The following is a 21,124-nucleotide window of genomic DNA, read 5'->3' as shown; positions in this document are numbered from 1 at the left end:
AGTTCTCCCCACACATACTCACAGGTTCATCCACAGGCTCTCCCCTGAGTATTCGGGGCTGAGCGCGGTGCTATCCACACGCTGTGCATAACCCGAGGGCTTACGCTAACAAGACGTCGCCCCAGTCCCAAATCACTGTACGGCCGCCCTGCGTGTCACTGCTACAATTTCTGAGAATCCTGTGGATAATCATTCGTTTGGGCGCCGCTGGTTTGACCTTCGCGCGAGTAGACCGTAGGTTTAATCAGTTGACTTCTGCCCACGGGCACCCTTCCGTACCCTGCTGCCACCTGTGCAGTGGTGGGTCATGATCCGGAGATCGTAATTATGAGCAAGAGAACCTTCCAGCCGAACAACCGTCGTCGCGCCAAGAAGCACGGCTTCCGTCTGCGCATGCGCACGCGTGCCGGCCGCGGCATCCTGTCGGCTCGTCGCGCCAAGGGCCGCACCGAACTCTCCGCGTAGAGCCGTCGTGCTCGAGCGTGCGAGCCGGATCACGTCCGGCGACGATTACCGAGGGGTAGTTCGTCGCGGGTCCCGGTTCGTCGGCGAGCACACGGTCACGTACGTACGCATGAACCCGAAGGGCGGACAGCCGCGCTTCGGGTTCATCGTTGCGAAAACGGTCGGAAACGCAGTGACCCGCAACCTCGTCAGACGTCGCTTGAAGGCCATCTGCCACGACAGCGTGGTTCACGCTGCCCGCGGCGCTGACGTGGTCATCCGTGCGATGCCGTCTGCAGCTACGGCTCCGTTCGCCTCGCTCCATGCCGAGGTCGATCGAGCCTTCGCCAAACGCGGTGTCACCGCCGAGACTGCGGACGCGCACAGATGAACGGCGTCCTCGCTGCAACCTGCCTCGCGCCCCGCAATGCTGCGGTGCTGGCGCTTCGCGGGTATCGCGCCGCGATCTCCCCGTTGTACGGCGACGTCTGCCGGTATTACCCCAGCTGTTCCGCGTACGCTCTGGGAGCGGTGCAGCAACACGGTGTCGTCGTCGGTTCGGCGATGGCAGCGGCGCGCATCGCGAGATGCCACCCCTGGGCAGCACCTCGTTTCGACGAGGTACCGCCCAAGAAGAACTTCCGGTACAGCGTCACTTCTCACGGATTTGTCGTGCAACCGAGCCACGGAAAGGGCTGACCCGCACCTATGGACATCATCGGCACAATTCTCTGGCCGCTCAAGTGGGCGGTCGAGCTGCTCCTCGTGGGCTGGCACCTGCTGTGGACGGCCATCGGACTCGACCCCGCGGCCGGTCTCACCTGGGTCCTCTCGATCGTCGGGCTCGTTCTCGTCGTCCGTGCCGCCCTCATCCCGCTGTTCATCAAGCAGATCAAGAGCCAGCGCAAGATGCTCGAGATCGCGCCGCAGATGAAGAAGGTGCAGGAGAAGTACAAGGGCAAGCGCGACCAGGCCAGCCGTGAGGCGATGTCCCGCGAGACGATGGAGCTGTACAAGAAGCACGGCACCTCCCCCGTCAGCGGATGTCTGCCGCTGCTCGTCCAGATGCCGATCTTCTTCGCCCTGTTCTCCGTGCTCAACGACGCCCAGAAGAGCAAGGCCGGCGTCGGTCCCCTGAACGAGACCCTCGCCGTGCAGTTCGGCGATGCGAACCTGTTCGGGATCGCTCCGCTGCACACGAGCATGCAGGCGGCACTCGCCGGCAACCCGGTCAACTGGGCGGTCGTCATCATCGCCGCCGTCATGGTCATCCTCATGTGCGCCTCGCAGTTCATCACGCAGCTGCAGATCGTGTCGAAGAACATGTCGGCCGAGACGAAGGCCAGCCCGCAGTTCAAGCAGCAGCGGATCCTCCTCTACATCCTGCCCTTCGTGTTCCTCTTTTCCGGCTTCGCCTTCCCGCTCGGCGTGATGTTCTACTGGCTGACGTCCAACGCATGGACCATGGTGCAGCAGTTCCTCGTCATCCGGAACATGCCCACCCCTGGTTCGGACGCTGCGAAGGCTCGTGAGGAGCGTCTCGCACGGAAGGGCAAGCTCATGACGCCGAACGGCGACGTCATCTCGATCTCCGAGGCGCCGGTACCCGAGAAGAAGACCCCGACGCAGCGCCAACAGCCCATGGGCAAGGCGCGTGCAAAGAAGCAGCAGACCGACGGACGAGACAAGTAGGAGTATCGGTGACTGACCAGGAACTGGCCCCGGCCCAGGACGAAGCGCCCACCATCACGCAGCTCGAAGAAGAGGGCGACGTCGCAGCGGACTACATTGAGGAGTTCCTCGACATCTGCGACATCGATGGCGACATCGACATCGATGCCCGCAATGGTCGCGCGTACGTGTCGATCGACTCCCCCACGGAGAGCAACCTGCGTCTCCTGTCGCGTCCCGACACGGTCAACGCGCTGCAGGAACTGACGCGCCTGGCTGTTCAGAACCGTACCGGTGGCTTCTCCCGGCTCATCCTCGACATCGGCGGATCCCGGGAAGCGCGTCAGCAGGAGCTCGGCGCCCTCGTGGAGCGAGCGGTCGAGCGCATCGAGGCCGGTTCCACCGAGGCGGCACTCCCCCCGATGTCGAGCTACGAGCGCAAGCTCGTCCACGACATCGTGTCGGCTCGCGGCTTCGTGTCCGAGTCGCACGGCGAAGGCCGCGACCGTCACACCGTCATCACGCGCGGCTGACGCGGCCTGATCGTTTCACGTGAAACTGCGATGACTGACGTGCCTGCAGGACTCGAACCGGAACCGGCGGAAGCAGCCGAGTTGTTCGGCGACCGGATCGATGTCGGTCGTGCTTTCGCCGCGAACCTTGCGGAGTTCGGTGAGCCTCTCGGGCTGATCGGGCCGCTGGAACTTCCGCGTCTGTGGACGCGCCACATCCTCAACAGCGTGATCGTGGCACCGCTCCTTCGTCCCGGGCGAGTGGGCGACGTCGGCACAGGCGCGGGGCTGCCTGGACTGGTACTCGCGATTGCGCGGCCAGATGTCGAGTTCGTCCTCATCGAACCGATGGAACGTCGGGTCGCCTGGCTCAACGACCAGGTCGGCGTCCTCGGGCTCGAGAACGTCACGGTCGTGCGAGCGCGCGCTGAGGAGGTTCGCCTCGATGAGCCCCTCGACCAGGTGACCGCGCGCGCGGTCAGTGCGCTGCGCAAGTTGCTCCCCCTCACCGCTCCCCTGCTTCGGGACGGCGGAGAGCTGGTCCTTATGAAGGGCGCCGGCGCGCAGGCGGAGGTCGATGCGTCGACCAAGGAGCTTCGCAAGTACCGGGTCTCCGGCGTCGAGGTCCGAACGCTTGGCGAGAGCGTTCTCGCGGAGCCGACCCGAGTCATCGTGGGAACCGTTCGCGCCTGAGGTCGGTCGGGAGCGCCCGGGCCTCCGTGAGGGGCGCCGCAGACGATATCGGTCGGCTTGTGAGCCCTCGGGAGAATGGCTCCTGACGAACCGGCCCGGAATATGCGGCCAGTTCAACGGTCCTGAGTTCGTCAGGAACGATTCTCCGGTCCGTTCGGACACGAATCCGGCGCGCTGGGCGGGCTGGATTCGAGTGTTTCTGACGTTTGTCAGCCTTAGGGTCTCTGGTATCTCATATATGTTGTTTCTTTGGCCCGTCATCCCGTTTCTGTGACGCGGGGTCGGCACGGCCACTGGCGGGCGGCGATGCTCCACGCTCCGCTGATCGTCCCACCCGGACGTCGATACTCGACGCGGTGGCCGACCGTCCGACCGCCCCTTCGGAGATGACGGCCGAGTGTGGGTGGCAATGGTGAACCTCCCAGGTTGGTGATCCGGGCGTGCTCGTCAGAGATATGCGGCCTTCGTTTGAAGTCCGGGGAGGTCTGAGTCCGTCCTTGGTTGCAGGGAAGATGCGTCGCCCCGTCCCACACGTTCGACTGACTCGCGGTGGTTCATCACGTGGCGGATGGTGCCGTCGGGCCGCTGCGGCGAGGTGCGTATTCCGCCAGTTCCTCAGGTGCTTGCGGGCTGACTGGTGCCCGGCCGCCGGCAGACTCATGTCCGCCGGTGGGTCGGTGTTGGCTGAGGTGCTGGGAGAGCCGCCGCCCGGGAGGTCGGGGATGGTCGGGCTGGTGCTATCGCCTGCGTCGAAGGCGCCCCGCTCTCGGAGGTTCTGGCGTCGAGCGGCGCGGTCAGATCCGAGCAACCTGCTGCTCCCCCGGTGCTGTCCTCGACCGGGCGGTGACGTGCGCTGCGCAGAGGCCAGTCGGCGTGACGACGTGTCGAGGTGCGCCGGCACTTCGGAGGTCGTGCTCGTGACTCCTGTCGGCCTGGACGGAGTAGGCGTGCTGCCGATTGACGATGCATGATTCTGCGCGCAGAGATGGCTTCGGTAGAGGGTGCTTGGCGCCGCAAGGTTGAGATTGCGCGACGTTTCACGTGGAACGCGGGTGGATGCTACTCGCGAGAGTTCCTCGTATCAGAAGTGGTTCATATCGAAGTGGAAGTCGTGTACTCGATTCTCTCAGTCGATACACGCCCGAAGGAGGCCGACGTGGCTGGATCGGCACCGTGTTGGATGTTTCACGTGGAACATGCGTTGCAGTTTGCTCCTGCGCTGCTGTAGCGGGGTGGTGATGAGCAGCGGAGTTCGACGAGCACCACGCGCGGTCCCCGGCCGGCTCGCGCTCAAGATCACACTTATCCATTGCGTTGATCTTGTCGAGAGTGTCTCACGTGAAACAGCGGTCAAGTGAGACGTTTCGAGTACGGGACTGGAATGGTCGCGTGATGTCGCGCCGCTACCACTCCGCCCAGTATCGGATCACAGCGGTGAGGCGAATGGCGGGCTGTGGCCAGAGGCTGCAGAGGTGCCTATCGATGCGAGCCGTTCGGTGGCTCCGCGTGCGCCACACCTTGGTTTCACGTGAAACGCTGGCGCGGACCGGTGCCAGTCGCACAGTGCTCATCCACACACGTGCGCGGAGGTGACGCCTGTGGATAACTCTGTGGACAGTTCTCGAGCGCAGCCGTAGAAATCGTGATCTCCCGCAAAGACGCGGGCCCCAATCCGCGTACCACCACACTGTGACCAACGCGCGCCGGGGCAAGAGCCCGGACGTCGCGGACCCGGAGTGGGCCGCTCGGGTCCAAACTTCCGCGGAAAGACGCGGATCTCTGCCCGATGGCGGAGGGATCTCCCCCACGGTTGTCAACACACGTCCGCTGGGCTCGTCTCGGGTCGCTCGGATCGGCATCGACCTCCACGCGCGAAGCGCACGCGGTTGCGCGGGATTGCGCATACCGCTGCCCTGTGGATAACCCTGTGGAAGATGGAGGGCGGGCTGCCCCTCCTGGGCACCATTCGAGGCGTTCGATGAGATGCGGGTGTCGCGAAACGGCGCTCTGAGGCCGGCATGCGTGCGCACTTCCCCCGAGCACGCTCGGAGATCGCTCCCCCGGCGTCAGCCCACGCTGGTACGGTTGAAGGACACGTTTCGAGCGAGAAGGTTTCACGTGAAACAACCCGAACCAACGCATTCCGCGGCTCCCGAGCGCGACTCCGTTGGTAGCGCCTTCGACGCGTCCACGCCGTTGGCTCGCGAGCTCCATCATCTGACTGAGAGGCGTAAGGCCTTGGCTCACGCAACCCTGCCGACGCCCGACCACACTCGGGTCTTCACGGTCTCCAACCAGAAAGGTGGGGTCGGCAAGACGACGACCACTGTCAACATCGGCGCCGCGCTCGCCCGTTCGGGCGCTCGTGTCCTCGTGATCGATCTGGATCCCCAGGGGAACGCGTCCACCGCACTCGGCGTCGAGCACCACTCCGACGTCCCGAGTGTCTACGACGTCCTGATCGACGACTTCCCCCTGGCCGATGTCGTCCAGCAGAGCCCCGAGTTCCCCACGCTGTTCTGCGCTCCGTCGACGATCCATCTCGCCGGTGCGGAGATCGAACTCGTTTCACAGGTAGCCCGTGAGCATAGACTCCGGACGGCCCTCGAACAGTTCATCCAGGATGCCGATGAGCCGTTCCACTACGTCTTGATCGATTGCCCACCGTCCCTCGGACTCCTGACGATCAATGCCTTCGTTGCGGCCAAGGAGGTGCTCATCCCCATCCAGTGCGAGTACTACGCGCTCGAGGGATTGAGTCAGCTCCTCAGCAGCATCCAGCTGATCCAGCGGCACCTGAACCCAGGGCTCGCCGTCAGCACCATCCTCCTGACGATGTACGACGGGCGCACCAACCTCGCGCAGCAGGTGGCTCAGGACGTCCGAGACCATTTCACCGGGCAGGTCCTCGAGTCCGTCATCCCACGAGCGGTGCGTATCTCCGAGGCGCCCAGCTTCGGACAGAGCGTCATCAGCTACGACCCCACGTCGCTCGGCGCGGTGTCCTATCTCGAAGCAGCGGCGGAGATCGCCAACCGATGGGCCGCAGGCTCCTCCGATACACCCGATACGAACCACCCTGAGGGAGTCAGTCACTGATGGCAACGAAACGAACTGGACTTGGTCGCGGGATCGGTGCACTCATTCCGACGACGAGTTCAGACTCGCAGGCGAACCGTCCCGTCGACGTCTTCTTCCCCGACAACCAGGGCACTGCCCGCAAGGCGGCGAAGGATGCTGCGACCGCAGCCGCGGACGCCGCCGCAGCAGAGGCCGCGGCAGCCGACGCCCCCACTGGCCCGGACGCCGCTGCTACGACGGCAGATGGACCGCAGCTCGTGGCCGTTCCCGGTGCCCGTCTGGCGTACCTCTCCCCCGAACTCATCGTGCCGAACGCCAACCAGCCGCGCACGGTCTTCGATGAAGACCACCTCGCGGAACTCGTCACGAGCATCCGTGAGGTCGGCGTCCTGCAGCCGATCGTTGTCCGTCCGATCCCTGGCGACGACGAACGATACGAACTCATCATGGGTGAGCGGCGTCTTCGAGCCTCGAAGGAGGTGGGTCTCGACCGCATCCCCGCGATCATCAAGGACACCGCAGACGAGGACATGCTGCGCGACGCGCTGCTCGAGAACCTCCATCGCTCTGAACTGAATCCGCTCGAGGAGGCTTCTGCCTACCAGCAGCTCCTGGCCGACTTCGGAATCACCCAGGACGAGCTTGCCAACCGCATCGGGCGGTCCCGCCCGCAGATCAGCAACACCATCCGCCTGCTCAAGCTGCCGGCGGCCGTGCAGCAGCGCGTTGCTGCCGGTGTGCTGAGCGCCGGACACGCCCGAGCCATCCTGTCGCTGACCGATCCTGAGGCACAGCAGCGCCTGGCCGACAAGATCGTGAACGAGGACCTGTCCGTCCGCGCGGCCGAGGCTGCTGCGGCTCAGGGTGTTCAGGCGAAGAAGCCGCGTCCGATCGCCGGATCGCGACGCGGCCAACTCGATGAGATCGCAGACCGTCTCGGCGACCGTTTGAACACCCGCGTGAAGGTGACCCTCGGTGCGAAGAAGGGCCAGATGGTCGTGGAGTTCGCCACCATCGCCGATCTCAACCGCATCCTGAGCGAGCTTGGCGAGTCGGGCTTCGGTCAGTCCTCCTGAGGTTGTTTCACGTGAAACATGGGTTGCTCGGCGCTGAGTTCCCCGCACCCTTCGACAAGCTCAGGGACCGAGAAGGTGGGTTCTCGAGCTTGACAGGCGGTCGACCCATCGCGGTCGTTGAGCTTGTCGAAGTGCCACAGACACACGCTCTGTGATTCGAGAATCCCTGGTCAGGGAGAAATTCACTGTGTTTCACGTAAAACACCGCGATAACGAAGAACCGCCCGGCTCGGATGAGCCGGGCGGTTCCGCATTTCAGAATGACCTGATCAGGCGATGAAAGCTGCGAGATCCTTCTCGAGTGCGGCCTTCGGCTTGGCGCCGATGACGGTCTGCACGACTTCGCCGCCCTTGAAGACCTTCATCGCAGGGATGGAGGTGATCTGATACTTCATGGCGAGGTTCGGGTTCTCGTCGACGTTCAGCTTGAGAACGGTGATCTTGTCGCTGTTCTCGGAGCCGATCGTGTCGAGGATCGGGCCGACCGCGCGACACGGACCGCACCAGGCGGCCCAGAAGTCGACGAGGACGGGCTTGTCGCTGTTGATGACCAGTTCGTCGAACGTGGCCTCGGTGACTGCATCTGACATGAGTGTTCTCCTTCGTGGTGGCCAGGCCGACAGCCTGGCCGTCGATCAAACGGTGGTGGTGAGCACGGGGTCGGCCGGCTGCGGACGACCGGCGGTCTGTGCTTCGCCGATGGCCGACGCTTCCCCAGCAGCCTGCTCGAGGTCTGCGAGGTAGTGCTCCGCGTCGAGGGCGGCGATGGTGCCGCTGCCGGCGGCGGTGATGGCCTGTCGGTACGTGGGGTCGATGACGTCGCCCGCGGCGAAGACGCCGGGGAGGTTGGTCTTCGACGAGCGGCCCTTGACGGCGATCGTGCCCTCGGGGGCGAGCTCCAGCTGGCCGTGGATGAGGTGCGTCCGCGGGTCGTTGCCGATCGCGATGAACAGGCCACCGATCGGCAGGTGGGTCTCCGTGCCGTCAATGGTCGAGCGCAGGGTCACGCCGTCGACCGCCTCGGCACCGGTGATGCCGGCGACTTCGCTGTTCCAGATGAACTCGATCTTCTCGTTCGCGAACGCGCGGTCCTGCATGATCTTCGACGCGCGGAGGGTGTCCTTGCGGTGGATGACCCAGACCTTCGACGCGAACCGCGTGAGGAACGTGGCCTCCTCCATGGCGCTGTCGCCGCCACCGATGACCGCGATCGTCTTCTCCTTGAAGAAGAAGCCGTCGCAGGTGGCGCACCAGGACACACCGTGGCCGGAGAGTCGCTCTTCGTCGTGCAGGCCGAGCTTGCGGTAGGCGGAGCCGGTGGCGAAGATCACGGTGTGTGCCTCGTGCACCTGTCCGTTGCCCAGGGTGACCGTCTTGACCTCGCCGTCGAGCTTCAGCTCGGTGACGTCGTCGTAGAGCACCTCGGTGCCGAACCGCTCCGCCTGCTCCTGGAGCTTCATCATGAGCTCGGGGCCCTGGATGCCCTCGGGGAAGCCGGGGAAGTTCTCGATCTCGGTGGTGTTCATGAGCTCGCCGCCGGCCTCGACCGATGATGCGACGAGCAGCGGCTGCAGCGAGGCGCGGGCAGCGTAGATCGCCGCCGTGTAGCCGGCGGGTCCTGATCCGATGATGATGACCTGACGCACGATGCTCCTCAGTGGTTCGTGGGCTCCCGGACCAGGTGGGTTCCGGGGTTCCGAGTGGTGTAACACATCCTAACCGGCCGCTATTCCGCTCCCCCAGGGCCCTCGGGCAGCTCTCAGTCGGTGTGCGTGGGGTAGTGCCGACGCGTGCGAGTCAGCGCCCGAATCGGGCGAGGACGGGTGCCAAGGCAGCCTTGAGCTCCGGCGTGCGCAGGAGGGCGAGCACCGCGAGGTACACGGCAGCCATCGCCGCCCCGACGACGGCCATGGTGACGATGGCGCCGGGGATCGTGGCGGTCGGGAACCCCTCCTCGCTGACACCGCCGAGCAGCAGCAGCACGACGACGCCGACCACGGCCGCAGGCACGGCGGCGGCGATGAACCGGACCAGGCTCAGGACGATGCGTCGGCCGTCGAGACCCCCGAGCCGGCGCCGGAGCAGTAGTGCGGCGACCACGGTCTGAGCGATGCACGCGATCGTGATGGCGAGCGCGACGCCGGCACCCACCAGATGCGGTGGGAGGACCAGGAGCACGATCAGCGCCAGGAGGACGAACAGGAGGGTCTGGAACAGGGTGAAGAAGAAGGGCGTCTTCGTGTCGCCGAGGGCGTAGAAGGCGCGCTGGAGGACGAAGAGGATGCAGAAGGGGACGAGTCCGATCATGAAGGCGATGATGATGCCACCCATCGCCTGCGCCTGCTCGAACGTCTCGGCGAAGACGCTCCCGAATGGCACGGCGACCACCATGATGACGGCCGCTGCGAGCACGATGAGGACGCTCACGACGCGGATGGCCCCGGAGATGTCGGCCTGCAGTCGCTGGATGTCCCGTCCGCGCTCGCGTGTGCCCTGCGCGTGCTCGCTCATCCGCGTGAAATAGGCCGTCGCGATCGAGACGGTGATGATCGAGTGCGGGAGCATGAAGATCAGCCAGGCGTAGTTGAGGATCGCGACCGAGGGCCCCTGATCGCTCACGGAGGCGACGATCTGGGTCTCGACGATCCCGGCACCGGTCGTCAGGAGCAGCATGCCGAAGGTCCAGCTGGCGATCCGTCCGGTGGCCCGGAGGCCGACGCCTCGCCACTGGAAGTCCGGTCGGAAACGCAGTCCGGCCCGACGCCAGAACAGCATGAGGAAGGCGGCCTGGACGACGACGCCGAGGGTGGCGGACCCTGCGAGGAGCACCGTTCGACCGTCGGTCCACTCGCTGACCGCGAGGTCGCCGCTGCCGTACAGCGTGATGAAGGCGATGAGCCCGGCGATCGCGATGACGTTGTTGAGCACCGGTGCCCAGGTGAACGGTCCGAACATCTTGCGTGCGTTCAGGACCTCCCCGAGGACGGTGTAGAGCGCGTAGAACAGGATCTGCGGGAGACACCAGTAGGCGAACGCCGTCGCGAGCGCGAATTGATCGGGCGACAGCGTCGCGGCGACGATGAACACGAATACGGGTGCGAGCAGGGTGATGAGCGCGGTGGCCCCGCCGATGAAGACGAGGGTGATGGTGACGAGCTTGTTGATGTACGCGTTGCCACCGTCGGCATGGACCCCCGCACGGACGATCTGCGGCACGAGCACGGCGCTGAGCACGCCGCCACCGATGATGACGTAGATCGTGTTCGGGAGCTGGTTGGCGATCGCGAAGGTGTCACCGATGACCAGGACGCCGATGGCCTGAGCCACGAGGATCGCTTTGACGAAGCCGAGCAGTCGGGAGACGAGGGTTCCCGAGGCGAGGAGCGCGCTCGCTCTGCCGATGCCGTCAGCCATTCGTCTCCTGTCGTCCGGGTGACGACTCTACCGGGGGCTCATCGCCTGGCGGCTGACCGCTGTCCGGAGCAGCTGCGGAGGCGGCGGAAGTGGCGCCCGACGCGCGTCGCTTGGCTCGTCGACTGAGGACCATGCGGACCACACCGCTGACGAACAGCAGGGCGACGAGCAGGGCGAGGACGACGGCACCGATGCCCTCCCAGTCGGCGCGGACGTTCACGCCCACGAAGGACTGGTCACCGATCGCCTGCCCGCTGGTGCTGAAGAGTTGCAGCCGGAGGGTGACGTCGCCGTTGCCGATCTGCGACTGCACGGGGACGAGCACGGTGGCGCGCGAGTCCGCGGCGATCTCCTGCGTCACGGAACCGGAGATGCTCAACCGACCGTTGCTCGGTGAGGCCTCCATGACCACGGTGACGGGATAGGGCAGGTCGTTGCGCACGGCGAACGGCAGGGACACCTCGCCGCCGACCATGTTGATGCGACTGCTGTCGGTGACGCGCACCGACGCGAGGACCGCGTCCGTCCGTTCCTGCTGCGCGGTGACCGCCGATCCCCAGGCGTCCTCCGCACGCAGCCAGCCGGCCGCGAGGCTGGAGAGCAGGGTGGCGCGTTCCCGTCCGGTCAGCAGCTCGGGTTCGTCGAGCACCGAGGAGAAGGCGGTGACGTCCTGTTCCTCGTCGAGGAGGACCTGTACGTCGGACACGCGTTCGCTGTCGGGTGTCATCGCCCCGAGCGTCGCCGCCGCCGGGGGTTCGGCGAGCGTCGCCGCCAGGGAGGTCTGCGCCGTGGCCGGCAGGGAGCGGAGCGCGTTCACGGTGTCGGCGAGGGCCGGCAGGGTCGCGTCCACTCCCCGAGGCAGCACGGCGACGACCGTTCCGCCGGACGAACCCTCCGTGCCGATGGCGGCCGCCCGGGCGTTCACGTCGGCGATGGCGCTCTCGAACGCGGCGTCCGTCGTGGCGGCGGCGGCGTCGCCCAGCGACTCGGCGAGGCCGTGGTCGGCCAGCAGCGTCCGCGCTGTGCCGACCGTCGCCGAGGCGCGCACGGACTGTCCGGTGTCGGTCGTGTTCGCGGAGTCGAGCATCGTGACCGTTCCGCCCGACGCGGCGAAGACGGCGAGATCCGCATCGGTCACCGCGCCTCCCGCCCACACGATGCTGGGGAGCGAGTAACTCCACCTGAGGAGTTCGTCCATCGTCGGAACGGTCGGCACCGCCTGGCCGGGCGTCTCGGACGGGCTCGGTGTGGGTGTCGGTTCCTCCGAGGGAGTGGCTGCCGCCGATGAGTCGGAGGACGTGGCCGTCGGGGAGCCGGCCTGCGGCGTCGGCTGGACGTCGTCGGGCCCGGTGGTCGGCGACCCGGTCGGGGTGGGCGTCTCGGTCGGCTGCACGACGGGGAAGTCGGCGACGTTCAGGGCGAAGGAGAACGAGCTCGGGGTCAGTAGTCGATCGAGGCCGGCCTCGGCCTGCACGGCGGGTTCGGCGTCGCCGTACTGGAGCGCGAAGGTCTCGTTGGGTGCGGCCTCGAGGCGGGCGAGCCAGGCGACGGCGCTCTCCGGGGCACGCGTGCCGAGCGCGCGGACGGACGCGATGATGCGAGGGTCGATCCCGAGCGCGATCTGCTCGCCGAAGAGTGCGTCGAGCTGCGTCGTGAGCGCACCGTCGTCGGCCGTGAGCTCGGTGAGTTCGTCCGCATCGAGGAGTCCGCCGTAGCTGAGCGGCACGGTGAGCGGGGCCACGAGCGCGACGGTGGCGGACGTGGGCTGGCCCTGCGCCCGCCAGACGAGCGCCGTCCGACCTCCGGCCGCCGTGTCGCCCGCGACGTAGCCGGCTGAGACGCCGTAGGAGCCCCACGCGTCGGTGTCGTCGAAGCCCAGCGCCGGAGGAGTGAAGTCGAGCCCGCTGACGACGTACTGCTGTCCGGCGATGAGCTCGGGGATGTCGATCGTCCGCACCACGGTGGTACCGGCGGGGGTCGCGGCCGCGTCCGCCCCGGTCGTGTCGAGCCACGCGTCGAGCGCCGCCGTGCCGGTGATCCTCGCAGTGGTGACCGCCACGGACACGGAGCCGGCGGGGAGATCGGCGTCGGTGCCGTTCGTGAGCGTGATGCCGAACGAGGTGAGGGACGAGGGTTCGACCGCTCCCCCGTCGCTCGGGCTCACCTCGACGGACACGAGGCCGTCGGGAGTCGATGCCGTGTTCGCGCTCAGCTCGGGCGAGGCGATCGCACTGGAACCCGTGGACCAACCGCCGGCGGACACCACGGCGAACGACAGCGCGGCTGCTGCGAGGGCGCTGAGGAGGCGTGGGCGGTGGCGGTGGCGTGTCATGGGCGGTGGGGACGGTCCGCTCGGGCGGAGCCGTCCGGTGACGATTGTACGGGGGCCTCCCAGTCGAACCTGGGTGCTGGTGTCCTGGGAGACGCCGTTGCGCCGCCGGCGGAGGTGTGAGGGGGCCTCGCGCCCTACGCCCGCGGGGCCGGGTCGGACGTCTCGGACGAGTCCGTCCCGCCTGCTCGTGCTCCGGCGTCGCCCGGTCGATCCTCTCGGCGCCCGGACCCGAGCGACAGGGTGGCGAGGAAGCCGACCGCCAGGAATCCTGCGGCGGCGAACGCCGCGGAGCGGGTGCCGCCCGACAGGGCGATCCTGGCGTCCTCGGCCACCGTCGCGGTCGCCGGGTTCGCGTCGAGACCGGCGATGGCGGCGCCCGAGCTGTCGACGACGCTCGTCACGAGGGCGTCGCGCTGTTCGGTCGGTACACCGGCGTCCTCGAGTCGTCCGTCGAGGACCGACGCCGTGCTGACGAAGAGGATGGTCCCGAGGACGGCGATACCGAGTGCCGAGCCGATCTGTCTCGCCGTGCTCTGCGTCCCGGAGCCCTGGCCGCTCTGCTCGACGGGTACGTCCTTCAGGACGACGCCCGTCAGCTGTGCGGTGGCGAGACCGACGCCGAAGCCGTAGACGAACAGGAACGGCACGATCGCGAACCATTCGGTCGCCGGCCCGACGACCAGCCCGATGCCCGCGACGCCGATGATCTCCGCGGCGATGCCGACGCGGACGATGAGGACGGGCGCGACCCGGTTGCCGAACGCGCCGGCGAACCCGCTCGCAACGAAGGAGCCGATCGCGAGGGCCAGGAGGATCAGACCGGTCTGCAGTGCGCTGTAGCCGAGGACGAACTGAAGCCAGATCGGCAGCGAGAGGATGATGCCGAACTCCCCCAGCGAGACGATGAGGGCGGCGATGTTGCCGTTCCGGAACGACGGCAGCGAGAACAGGGAGAACGCGATGATCGTGCTGCGCCCCTGCCGCATCCGGTGGCGTCCCCAGAGGACGAACGCGACGCCTGCGACGACCGTGACCATGAGGGCCACGGGTACCGGGGAGAGCCTGAACGGCCAGGTCCAGTCCCCAATGACGAGCGGGTTCTCCGTGAGCCACCACCCGAGACTCCGGCCCTCGATGAGTCCGTAGACGAGGGACGCGCTCGTCAGGATGGACAGGACGGCACCGACCACGTCGATGCGGTCGGTCGCGGGTTCCCGTGACTCCCCCACGAACAGGAGGAGTCCGACGATGATGAGGACACCGAGCGGCACGTTGATCCCGAACGCCCAGCGCCAGGAGAAGTCGGTGGTGAGCCAGCCGCCGAGGAGCGGACCGACCGCCACCATGCCCCCGATCGTGGAGCCCCACACCGCGAAGGCGATCGCACGGTCGCGGCCTCGGAAGGTCGCGTTGATGATCGAGAGGGTCGTCGGCAGGATCATCGCGCCGCCGACGCCTTGGATGACCCGGGACAGGATCAGGAGGTCGCCCGTCGGCGCGACGGCGGCGAAGACGGAGGCTCCGCCGAAGACCACGACGCCGACGAACAGCATCCGACGACGGCCGAACCGGTCGGCGAGCGTACCGAACACGATGAGCAGGGCGGCGAAGACGAGCGTGTAGGACTCCTGGACCCACTGCACCTGGGTCGAGGAGATCCCGAGGTCGTCGACGATCGACGGGATCGCCACGTTGACGATCGTCGAGTCGACGATGATGAGGGCCACGGCGATGCTGATGACGACGAGGCCGAACCATTTGCGACGGTCCGATGGCGAGCGCTCAGGCGTCGCGGAGGGCGTGGACTCCGTCATGCGCGGAAACGATCAGCTGGCTGCATATTCTGATTATGCGCCTTCTCGAGGCTGATGTCACACGGACGTCCGGCGGTCAGACCAGGAGCGGCTGCAGCTGGCGCGAGCCGTCGATCAAGAGGTCGAGGAGTGCGGCGGGGCGCTCGATCCGCTCACTCGGTGCCGAGAGCGACAGCCCCGCGACGAGACCGCCGCGGTCGTCCCGGATCGGGACCACGAGGCAACCGTGACCTGGCGTCACCTCACCCACCTGTCGTGCGTACCCGAGTCGTTCGACGTCGTGGATCAAGGGCTCGGCGTCCCGGAACGGCCGCTGGACGAGTCCTGACCAGTCGTATCCACCGTGAGCGAGCTCGTGCAGGAGCAGACGCCCGATCGCGGAGGTGTCGAGGCGCCTGACGATCCGCTGCTCGTCACTCAACGGGAAGTCGGGATCCGCATCCGCGATCCTGATGCGTTCGCCCTCGTACCGCACGAGGTGCACCCCGCCTCGCACGCTCGACCGCAATCGTCCGATCACCTCGCGCGCAGCGAGCGGGGGTGGTGCCGGAGCGACGAGGTGGGCGAGCTCGACGACCTTCCGCCCGAGCGCGAATCCACGCAGGTCGGGCATGCGGACGAGGTATTCGTCCTGGACGAGGAGGTTGAGGAGCCGGTAGGTGGTCGCCCTCGGCATGTCGAGTCCGGCCGAGACCTCCTGCGCCGTCACACCGGCACCGCATCGCGCGACCTCTTCGAGTACGGTGAGCGCGCTGTGCACGGCCTTCGGTTGTCGGGCGCGGAGCTCGCCCGCGCCGCTCACCGGTGCTCCGCGGACGGTCCGCCGAGCACGTCGGCGCTCACCGTCTCGTCGTAGACCCCCACGGTCGAACTCAGCCACGGTCGGCGTCGATGCCGGATCGCCCAGATCGAGATGCCGAGCGCCATCGTGACGAGGAACACCCAGACGCCGACGCCCCGCTCGCCGGCGCTCTCGACGACCAGGTAGACGACGAGCGCGACGGACAGCAACACCCCGGCCACCACCGCTCGCAGGAGCGGCCAGAGCGTCAGTTCTCCGATCCGCCAGAGGAAGGCCGGGGCTGCGATGCAGACGAGGACGTAGGCGGTGATGTACCCGGCCGCGGCCACGACGATGAGGACCTGCATCGCCGCCCAGGCTCCTCCGGTCAGCACGAGCGCGAGCACCGAGACGGGCGTGACGATCGCCAGAGCCGCGATGATCGCCACATGGGGCGTACGGAACCGGCCGTGCGTGGTCCCGAGGCGCGACGGGAGGACGCCCTCTCGACCCATCGAGAACACGACCCGCGAGAACGCCGTGATGGAGGCGATCGCACAGGCGAGGAACGACGCCGCGACGGACAGGTCGAGCAGCAGCCCCATCCATTCGACGCCGAAGGCCAGCGCCAGATCGTTGATGGGCGTCCGCGTCGCGGTGATGTCCTCCCCCAACGCCGCGAAGCCCGCCAGCTGACTGTACGAGGTGACGAGGAAGAGGAGACCCGCACCGACGACGGTCCAGACCAGGGACCGGGGGATGCTTGCGAACGGCCGACGGGCTTCGACGCCGAGCGTCGAGGAGCTCTCGAATCCGACGAAGGCGGTGACGGCGAGGACCGATCCGACCGCGAGGTGCTCCGGGGAGGCGTCCAGCCCGAGCACGGCCCAATCGGGCGTCGGTCCGAGCTGCGACAGGAGCACGCCCACGAGGATGAGGATGGTCGCGACCGAGGCGCTCTCCACGATCAGGGTCACCCGGGTGGACAGGTGGATCCCGCGGACGAGCACGACGACGCAGACGACGGCCATACACACGAGGAGTGCGGACACGACACCCGTCGAACTCGGCATGCCGGGCCAGAACCGGTGCAGCAGGATCGACAGGTAGTACCCGGCACCGGCCAGGGCGAACATGGCGATGAAGCCGTACCCGATGAGCAGCGCGACGCCCGTGACGAAGGCTGCACCCGTTCCAAGCCCTTTGGAGACGAAGGTGTACAGCGAGCCTGTCGCGGCGATGCGCTTCGCGAACACGTTCACGGTGGTGGCGACGAGCAACGACAGCAGCATCGCGATGGCGAGCGACCACATGGTCGCCCCGCCCGCGGTCACGGTGACGATCAACGGGATCGTCGTCGCAGCGGCGGACGGCGCCACCGCCGAGACGGACTGGGCGAACACGTCGATGAACCCGACACTGCGCCGCTGGAGGCCGTCGACCGGTGACCGGGACTCGAGACCACGGACGCTCGGAGGATTGCTGATCGCGCGTTCCAGAGCCGTCACGTCCCTCACCTCCTCCTCGTCGTTCAGGCTAGGCGCGTCCCGTTGCACCGGCGTGGCGGGCGTGTTTCGGCTTCATGACCGTCAAATGAGACAGCGGTGTCGACCGGTCTCATTCGGTGCCGAGCAGGTGTTACGGCGACGAGACGAGGCGGCAACAGGAGACCGGGATGCTGGCCTCGTCCCGATACCGCCGCATTGCTCGAGGAGTGTCCATGACCGTCACGAAAGGTCCGGCCACCGATGCCGGACAGCCCACCCGGTCCCTGAAGGGATCGCTCGGCGTCACCGCCATCGTCTTCATGGTCGTCGCCGCGGCGTCGCCGTTGACCGTCGTCGGTGGAGCCGCACCGCTCGGCATCCTGCTCGGCAACGGGGTCGGCTTCCCGAGCATGTATGTCGTGTCCGCGGTGATCCTCCTGCTGTTCGCCGTCGGACTCTCGGCCATGACCCGGCATGTGCCCAAGCCGGGTGCCTTCTTCACCTTCGTCGGATACGGGCTCGGCAAACCGGCCGGCCTCGCGTCGGCGTTCCTCGCCCTCCTGACCTACACGACCATCCAGGTGTCGGTGTACGGCTACATCGGCTACCTGTTGAGCGTGACCTTCGCCGGTCTCGGCGCTCCGGAGATCCCCTGGTACCTCTACTCGCTCGCGTCGATCGCCGTGGTCGGTCTGCTCGGCTACCGCCACATCGACCTCAGCTCGAAGGTCCTCGGCGTCCTGCTCGTGGCGGAGGTCGGGATCGTCCTCGTCCTCGCCGGGGCGGTCATCGTGACCGGCGGTGCCGACGGGCTGTCGGCCGAGCCGTTCGTGCCAGAGCAGGTGTTCTCCGGGTCGCCCGGTGTCGGACTGATGTTCGCGATCGCTGCGTTCATCGGGTTCGAGGCGACCGCGATCTTCCGCGACGAGGCGAAGGACCCGTCCCGCACGATCCCACGGGCGACCTACATCGCGGTCATCGGGATCGGCCTGTTCTACACCCTGGCCTCCTGGGCGCTCGTCATGGCCTGGGGCCCGGACGACGTCCTCGCCGTGGCCGGTGAGGATCCCGGCGCGATGATCCTCCGCACCACCCTGCTCTACCTCGGCCCGGTGGGAGAGCTCGTCATCAACGTCCTCCTCATCACGAGCATGTTCGCCTGCGTCCTCTCCTTCCACAACGTCATCACCCGGTACCAGCACACGATGTCGAACGCCGGCGTCCTGCCGGGCCGGCTCGGCGGCGTCCACCCCAGGCACCTCTCGCCGCACACCTCGTCGCTCGTCCAAAGCGCCACCGCGGCGATCCTGATCGTCGTCTTCGCCGTGCTCGGTCTCGACCCCGTCCTGCAGGTGTTCACGTGGTTCGCCGGCGTCGCGACCCTCGCGATCGCGATCCTGATGGCGGTCACGAGCCTCGCGGTGATCGTGTACTTCGCCCGCACGAAGCAGGATCGGCGGGTGTGGAACACGGTCGTCGCACCCGGCCTCGGGTTCATCGGACTCGTCGGTTCGGCCGTCGTGATCGTCGTCTACTTCCCGATGCTCGTCGGAGACGTGGATGCGGGCGGCAACCCCGTGTTCGGAACCGTGAGCGCCGTCCTCCTCGCCCTCATCGTGGTCTGCCCCGTCGTCGGCCTCGTGCAGGCCGCGTACCTGCGTCGTCGTCGCCCGGCCGCCTACGCCGACGTCATGGACGCCATCGGCGGTTGACCATCCGACCCTTCCCCTCACCTTCCGAGACCAGCCGCATCACCGAACCAGGAGCCTCACGATGACCATCACCGACCCCACCACCCTGCGCAGCACCGGCGGCGACACGCCCGTCCAGCACCCGCTCGCCAGCCTGTCCGCGCCGGAGTTCGACCGCATCCGCGACATCGTCACCGGCTTCGACGACTTCACCGAGACGACCCGGTTCGCCTACGTCGGCCTCGAGGAGCCCCACAAGCGGGCGGTGCTCGCCTGGCAGGCCGGCGACGGTCCCCTGCCGGAACGCCTCGCCCGCGTGATGCTGCTCGACATGGCCACGGGTCGATCGACGGACAACGTGGTGTCCATCGACAGCGGGTCCCTGCTCAGCACGGTCGTCCTGGACGGTTCCCGCGGCCAGCTGCCGATCCTCATTGAGGAGTTCGACGCCATCGCGGAGATCGTGGCGGAGGACGAGGGGTGGGTCGCCGCCCTCGCCGCCCGTGGCTGCACGGTCGACGAGGTGAAGGTCGTCCCGCTGTCGGCCGGCTTCTACGACTATCCCGAGGAGGTCGGGCGTCGGATCGTCCGGGTCCTCGCGTTCCGCCAGGACTACCCGGCCGACCACCCGTGGGCCCACCCCGTCGACGGACTGAGCGCCTATGTCGACACCGCGGCACGACGGATCACCCGCCTGATCGACGCGACAGCCCTGGCGATTCCGGCGGAGCCCGGGAACTTCGACGACCCGGCGGTCCAGGGCGCTCCGCTCTCCTCGCTCAAGCCGATCGTCATCACCCAGCCGGAGGGTCCGAGCTTCCAGGTCGACGGCGAGTTCGTCGAGTGGGGCAACTGGCGGTTCCAGGTCGGGTTCGACGTCCGTGAGGGCCTCGTCCTCCGTCAGCTCTCGTTCGACGATGCCGGCGAGGAACGACCGATCATCTACCGGGCGTCGATCAACGAGATGCTGGTGCCCTACGGCGACCCCTCCCCCGTGCGCTTCTGGCAGAACTACTTCGACACCGGCGAGTACCTGTTCGGCCGGTTCACGAACTCCTTGGCGCTCGGGTGCGACTGTGTGGGCGAGATCAAGTACTTCGACGCGGTGCTCGCCGATGAACTCGGCAACCCGTTCACGATCGAGAACGGGATCTGCATGCACGAGGAGGACTTCGGCACCCTCTGGAAGCACTCAGACCTGTACACCGGCTCCAACGAGGTCCGGCGGTCGCGTCGGCTGGTCATCTCCTTCTTCACGACCGTCGGCAACTACGACTACGGGTTCTACTGGTACCTGTACCTCGACGGCACCATCGAGTGCGAGTCGAAGCTGACGGGCATCCTCTTCACCTCCGCGTACCCCGGGCTCGACGCGGAGGGCGCCGACTACCCGTACGCCTCGGAGGTCGCGCCCGGGCTCGGTGGGCCGTACCACCAGCACCTCTTCTCGGCCCGACTGGACATGATGGTCGACGGTCTGTCGAACGCGGTCGAGGAGGTGGACGCGGTCCGGGTGCCGATCGGGCCGGGGAACGAGCACGGCAACGCCTTCACGAAGCGGGTCACGCGGCTCAGCACGGAAGCGGGGTCCGGACGCGTGGCGGACGGCTCGGCCGCTCGAGCCTGGCACATCGTCAACACGGAGAAGACGAACCGGATGGGACGCCCGACGGGGTACGTGCTGTACCCGCAGGAGTCGCCGACGCTCATGGCCGACGCGTCGTCGTCGATCGCCAAGCGGGCGGAGTTCGCGACGAAGCACCTCTTCGTCACGAAGTACGACCCGGCTGAACGATACGCGGCGGGCGACTTCGTCCACCAGAACCCGGGTGGCGACGGGATCACGCGGTTCATCGAGGGCGACGAGTCGATCGACGGCGAGGACATCGTGCTCTGGCACACCTTCGGACCGACGCACTTCCCCCGTCCGGAGGACTGGCCGGTCATGCCGGTGGACTACGCCCGGTTCACGCTCAAGCCCTACGGCTTCTTCGGCAAGAACCCGACCCTGAACGTCCCGCCGAACGAAGCGGCCGGGCACTGTTCGCACGACACCGGCGCCGCGCATGTGGGACACGGCGGTCACGACGAGGGTGCCGAGGAGCACTGTGGCCACGGGCACTAGGCC

Annotated in this window: 17 protein-coding genes; 10 read left to right on the top strand and 7 right to left on the bottom strand. The window is 67.3% G+C overall.

Annotation, left to right across the window (positions count from 1 at the left end):
* Nucleotides 1–327 precede the first annotated feature (327 nt).
* From rpmH to BWO91_RS19465, 8 genes are all read left to right on the top strand, one after another.
* Nucleotides 328–465: a 50S ribosomal protein L34 gene (rpmH, locus tag BWO91_RS19500; RefSeq protein WP_056010217.1), complete on the top strand. Its 138-nt coding sequence runs from the start codon at nucleotides 328–330 to the stop codon at nucleotides 463–465.
* On the top strand, nucleotides 404–835 hold the full coding sequence (gene rnpA / locus BWO91_RS19495; RefSeq protein WP_346425809.1) for a ribonuclease P protein component: 432 nt from the start codon (nucleotides 404–406) through the stop codon (nucleotides 833–835). The genes rpmH and rnpA overlap by 62 nt, the downstream gene beginning before the upstream one ends.
* On the top strand, nucleotides 832–1,143 hold the full coding sequence (gene yidD / locus BWO91_RS19490) for a membrane protein insertion efficiency factor YidD (RefSeq protein ID WP_079003764.1): 312 nt from the start codon (nucleotides 832–834) through the stop codon (nucleotides 1,141–1,143). The genes rnpA and yidD overlap by 4 nt, the downstream gene beginning before the upstream one ends.
* Before the next feature lie 9 nt (nucleotides 1,144–1,152).
* A complete protein-coding gene (yidC, locus tag BWO91_RS19485; protein ID WP_064294040.1) occupies nucleotides 1,153–2,136 on the top strand; it encodes a membrane protein insertase YidC in 984 nt (327 codons plus the stop codon).
* Between the two features lie 8 nt (nucleotides 2,137–2,144).
* The gene (locus BWO91_RS19480) at nucleotides 2,145–2,648 is read left to right on the top strand and encodes a protein jag (protein ID WP_064294041.1); all 504 of its coding nucleotides are present in this window, start codon (nucleotides 2,145–2,147) and stop codon (nucleotides 2,646–2,648) included.
* A gap of 30 nt (nucleotides 2,649–2,678) precedes the next feature.
* Complete coding sequence (gene rsmG / locus BWO91_RS19475; protein WP_079003763.1) at nucleotides 2,679–3,320, top strand: 16S rRNA (guanine(527)-N(7))-methyltransferase RsmG; 642 nt, start codon at nucleotides 2,679–2,681, stop codon at nucleotides 3,318–3,320.
* Nucleotides 3,321–5,516: 2,196 nt separating this feature from the next.
* A complete protein-coding gene (locus BWO91_RS19470) occupies nucleotides 5,517–6,419 on the top strand; it encodes a ParA family protein (RefSeq protein WP_276207400.1) in 903 nt (300 codons plus the stop codon).
* On the top strand, nucleotides 6,419–7,477 hold the full coding sequence (locus BWO91_RS19465; RefSeq protein ID WP_079003761.1) for a ParB/RepB/Spo0J family partition protein: 1,059 nt from the start codon (nucleotides 6,419–6,421) through the stop codon (nucleotides 7,475–7,477). Before BWO91_RS19470 ends, BWO91_RS19465 begins: the two co-directional genes overlap by 1 nt.
* A gap of 269 nt (nucleotides 7,478–7,746) precedes the next feature.
* On the opposite strand, the gene trxA is transcribed toward BWO91_RS19465, so the two are convergent.
* The 7 genes from trxA to BWO91_RS19430 form a co-directional block, all read right to left on the bottom strand.
* The gene (gene trxA / locus BWO91_RS19460) at nucleotides 7,747–8,067 is read right to left on the bottom strand and encodes a thioredoxin (protein WP_079003760.1); all 321 of its coding nucleotides are present in this window, start codon (nucleotides 8,065–8,067) and stop codon (nucleotides 7,747–7,749) included.
* Between the two features lie 45 nt (nucleotides 8,068–8,112).
* Nucleotides 8,113–9,123, bottom strand: a complete 1,011-nt coding sequence (trxB, locus tag BWO91_RS19455; RefSeq protein WP_079003759.1) for a thioredoxin-disulfide reductase — start codon at nucleotides 9,121–9,123, stop codon at nucleotides 8,113–8,115.
* Nucleotides 9,124–9,274: 151 nt separating this feature from the next.
* On the bottom strand, nucleotides 9,275–10,891 hold the full coding sequence (gene murJ / locus BWO91_RS19450; RefSeq protein WP_079003758.1) for a murein biosynthesis integral membrane protein MurJ: 1,617 nt from the start codon (nucleotides 10,889–10,891) through the stop codon (nucleotides 9,275–9,277).
* Nucleotides 10,884–13,223, bottom strand: coding sequence for a DUF6049 family protein (locus BWO91_RS19445; protein ID WP_079003757.1), 2,340 nt, complete (start codon nucleotides 13,221–13,223; stop codon nucleotides 10,884–10,886). Before BWO91_RS19445 ends, murJ begins: the two co-directional genes overlap by 8 nt.
* A 134-nt stretch (nucleotides 13,224–13,357) precedes the next feature.
* Nucleotides 13,358–15,037: a DHA2 family efflux MFS transporter permease subunit gene (locus BWO91_RS19440; RefSeq protein ID WP_079003756.1), complete on the bottom strand. Its 1,680-nt coding sequence runs from the start codon at nucleotides 15,035–15,037 to the stop codon at nucleotides 13,358–13,360.
* A gap of 76 nt (nucleotides 15,038–15,113) precedes the next feature.
* Entirely contained in the window at nucleotides 15,114–15,839 is a 726-nt protein-coding gene (locus tag BWO91_RS19435; protein ID WP_071262006.1) for an IclR family transcriptional regulator, read from the bottom strand.
* Nucleotides 15,836–17,326 (bottom strand): APC family permease, encoded by a 1,491-nt coding sequence (locus tag BWO91_RS19430; RefSeq protein WP_079003755.1) that lies wholly within the window; start codon nucleotides 17,324–17,326, stop codon nucleotides 15,836–15,838. Before BWO91_RS19430 ends, BWO91_RS19435 begins: the two co-directional genes overlap by 4 nt.
* A 212-nt stretch (nucleotides 17,327–17,538) precedes the next feature.
* Between BWO91_RS19430 and BWO91_RS19425 the strand changes: the two genes are divergently transcribed.
* Together BWO91_RS19425 and BWO91_RS19420 are read left to right on the top strand one after the other, a co-directional pair.
* Entirely contained in the window at nucleotides 17,539–19,017 is a 1,479-nt protein-coding gene (locus BWO91_RS19425) for an APC family permease (RefSeq protein ID WP_079003754.1), read from the top strand.
* Between the two features lie 61 nt (nucleotides 19,018–19,078).
* On the top strand, nucleotides 19,079–21,121 hold the full coding sequence (locus tag BWO91_RS19420) for a primary-amine oxidase (protein ID WP_079003753.1): 2,043 nt from the start codon (nucleotides 19,079–19,081) through the stop codon (nucleotides 21,119–21,121).
* Nucleotides 21,122–21,124: the final 3 nt, after the last annotated feature.

The organism is Plantibacter flavus, assembly GCF_002024505.1.
GTDB lineage: Bacteria > Actinomycetota > Actinomycetes > Actinomycetales > Microbacteriaceae > Plantibacter > Plantibacter flavus_A.
Note: the sequence above shows the minus strand (reverse complement) of the source record. Positions and strands in the feature narration are given on the sequence as shown.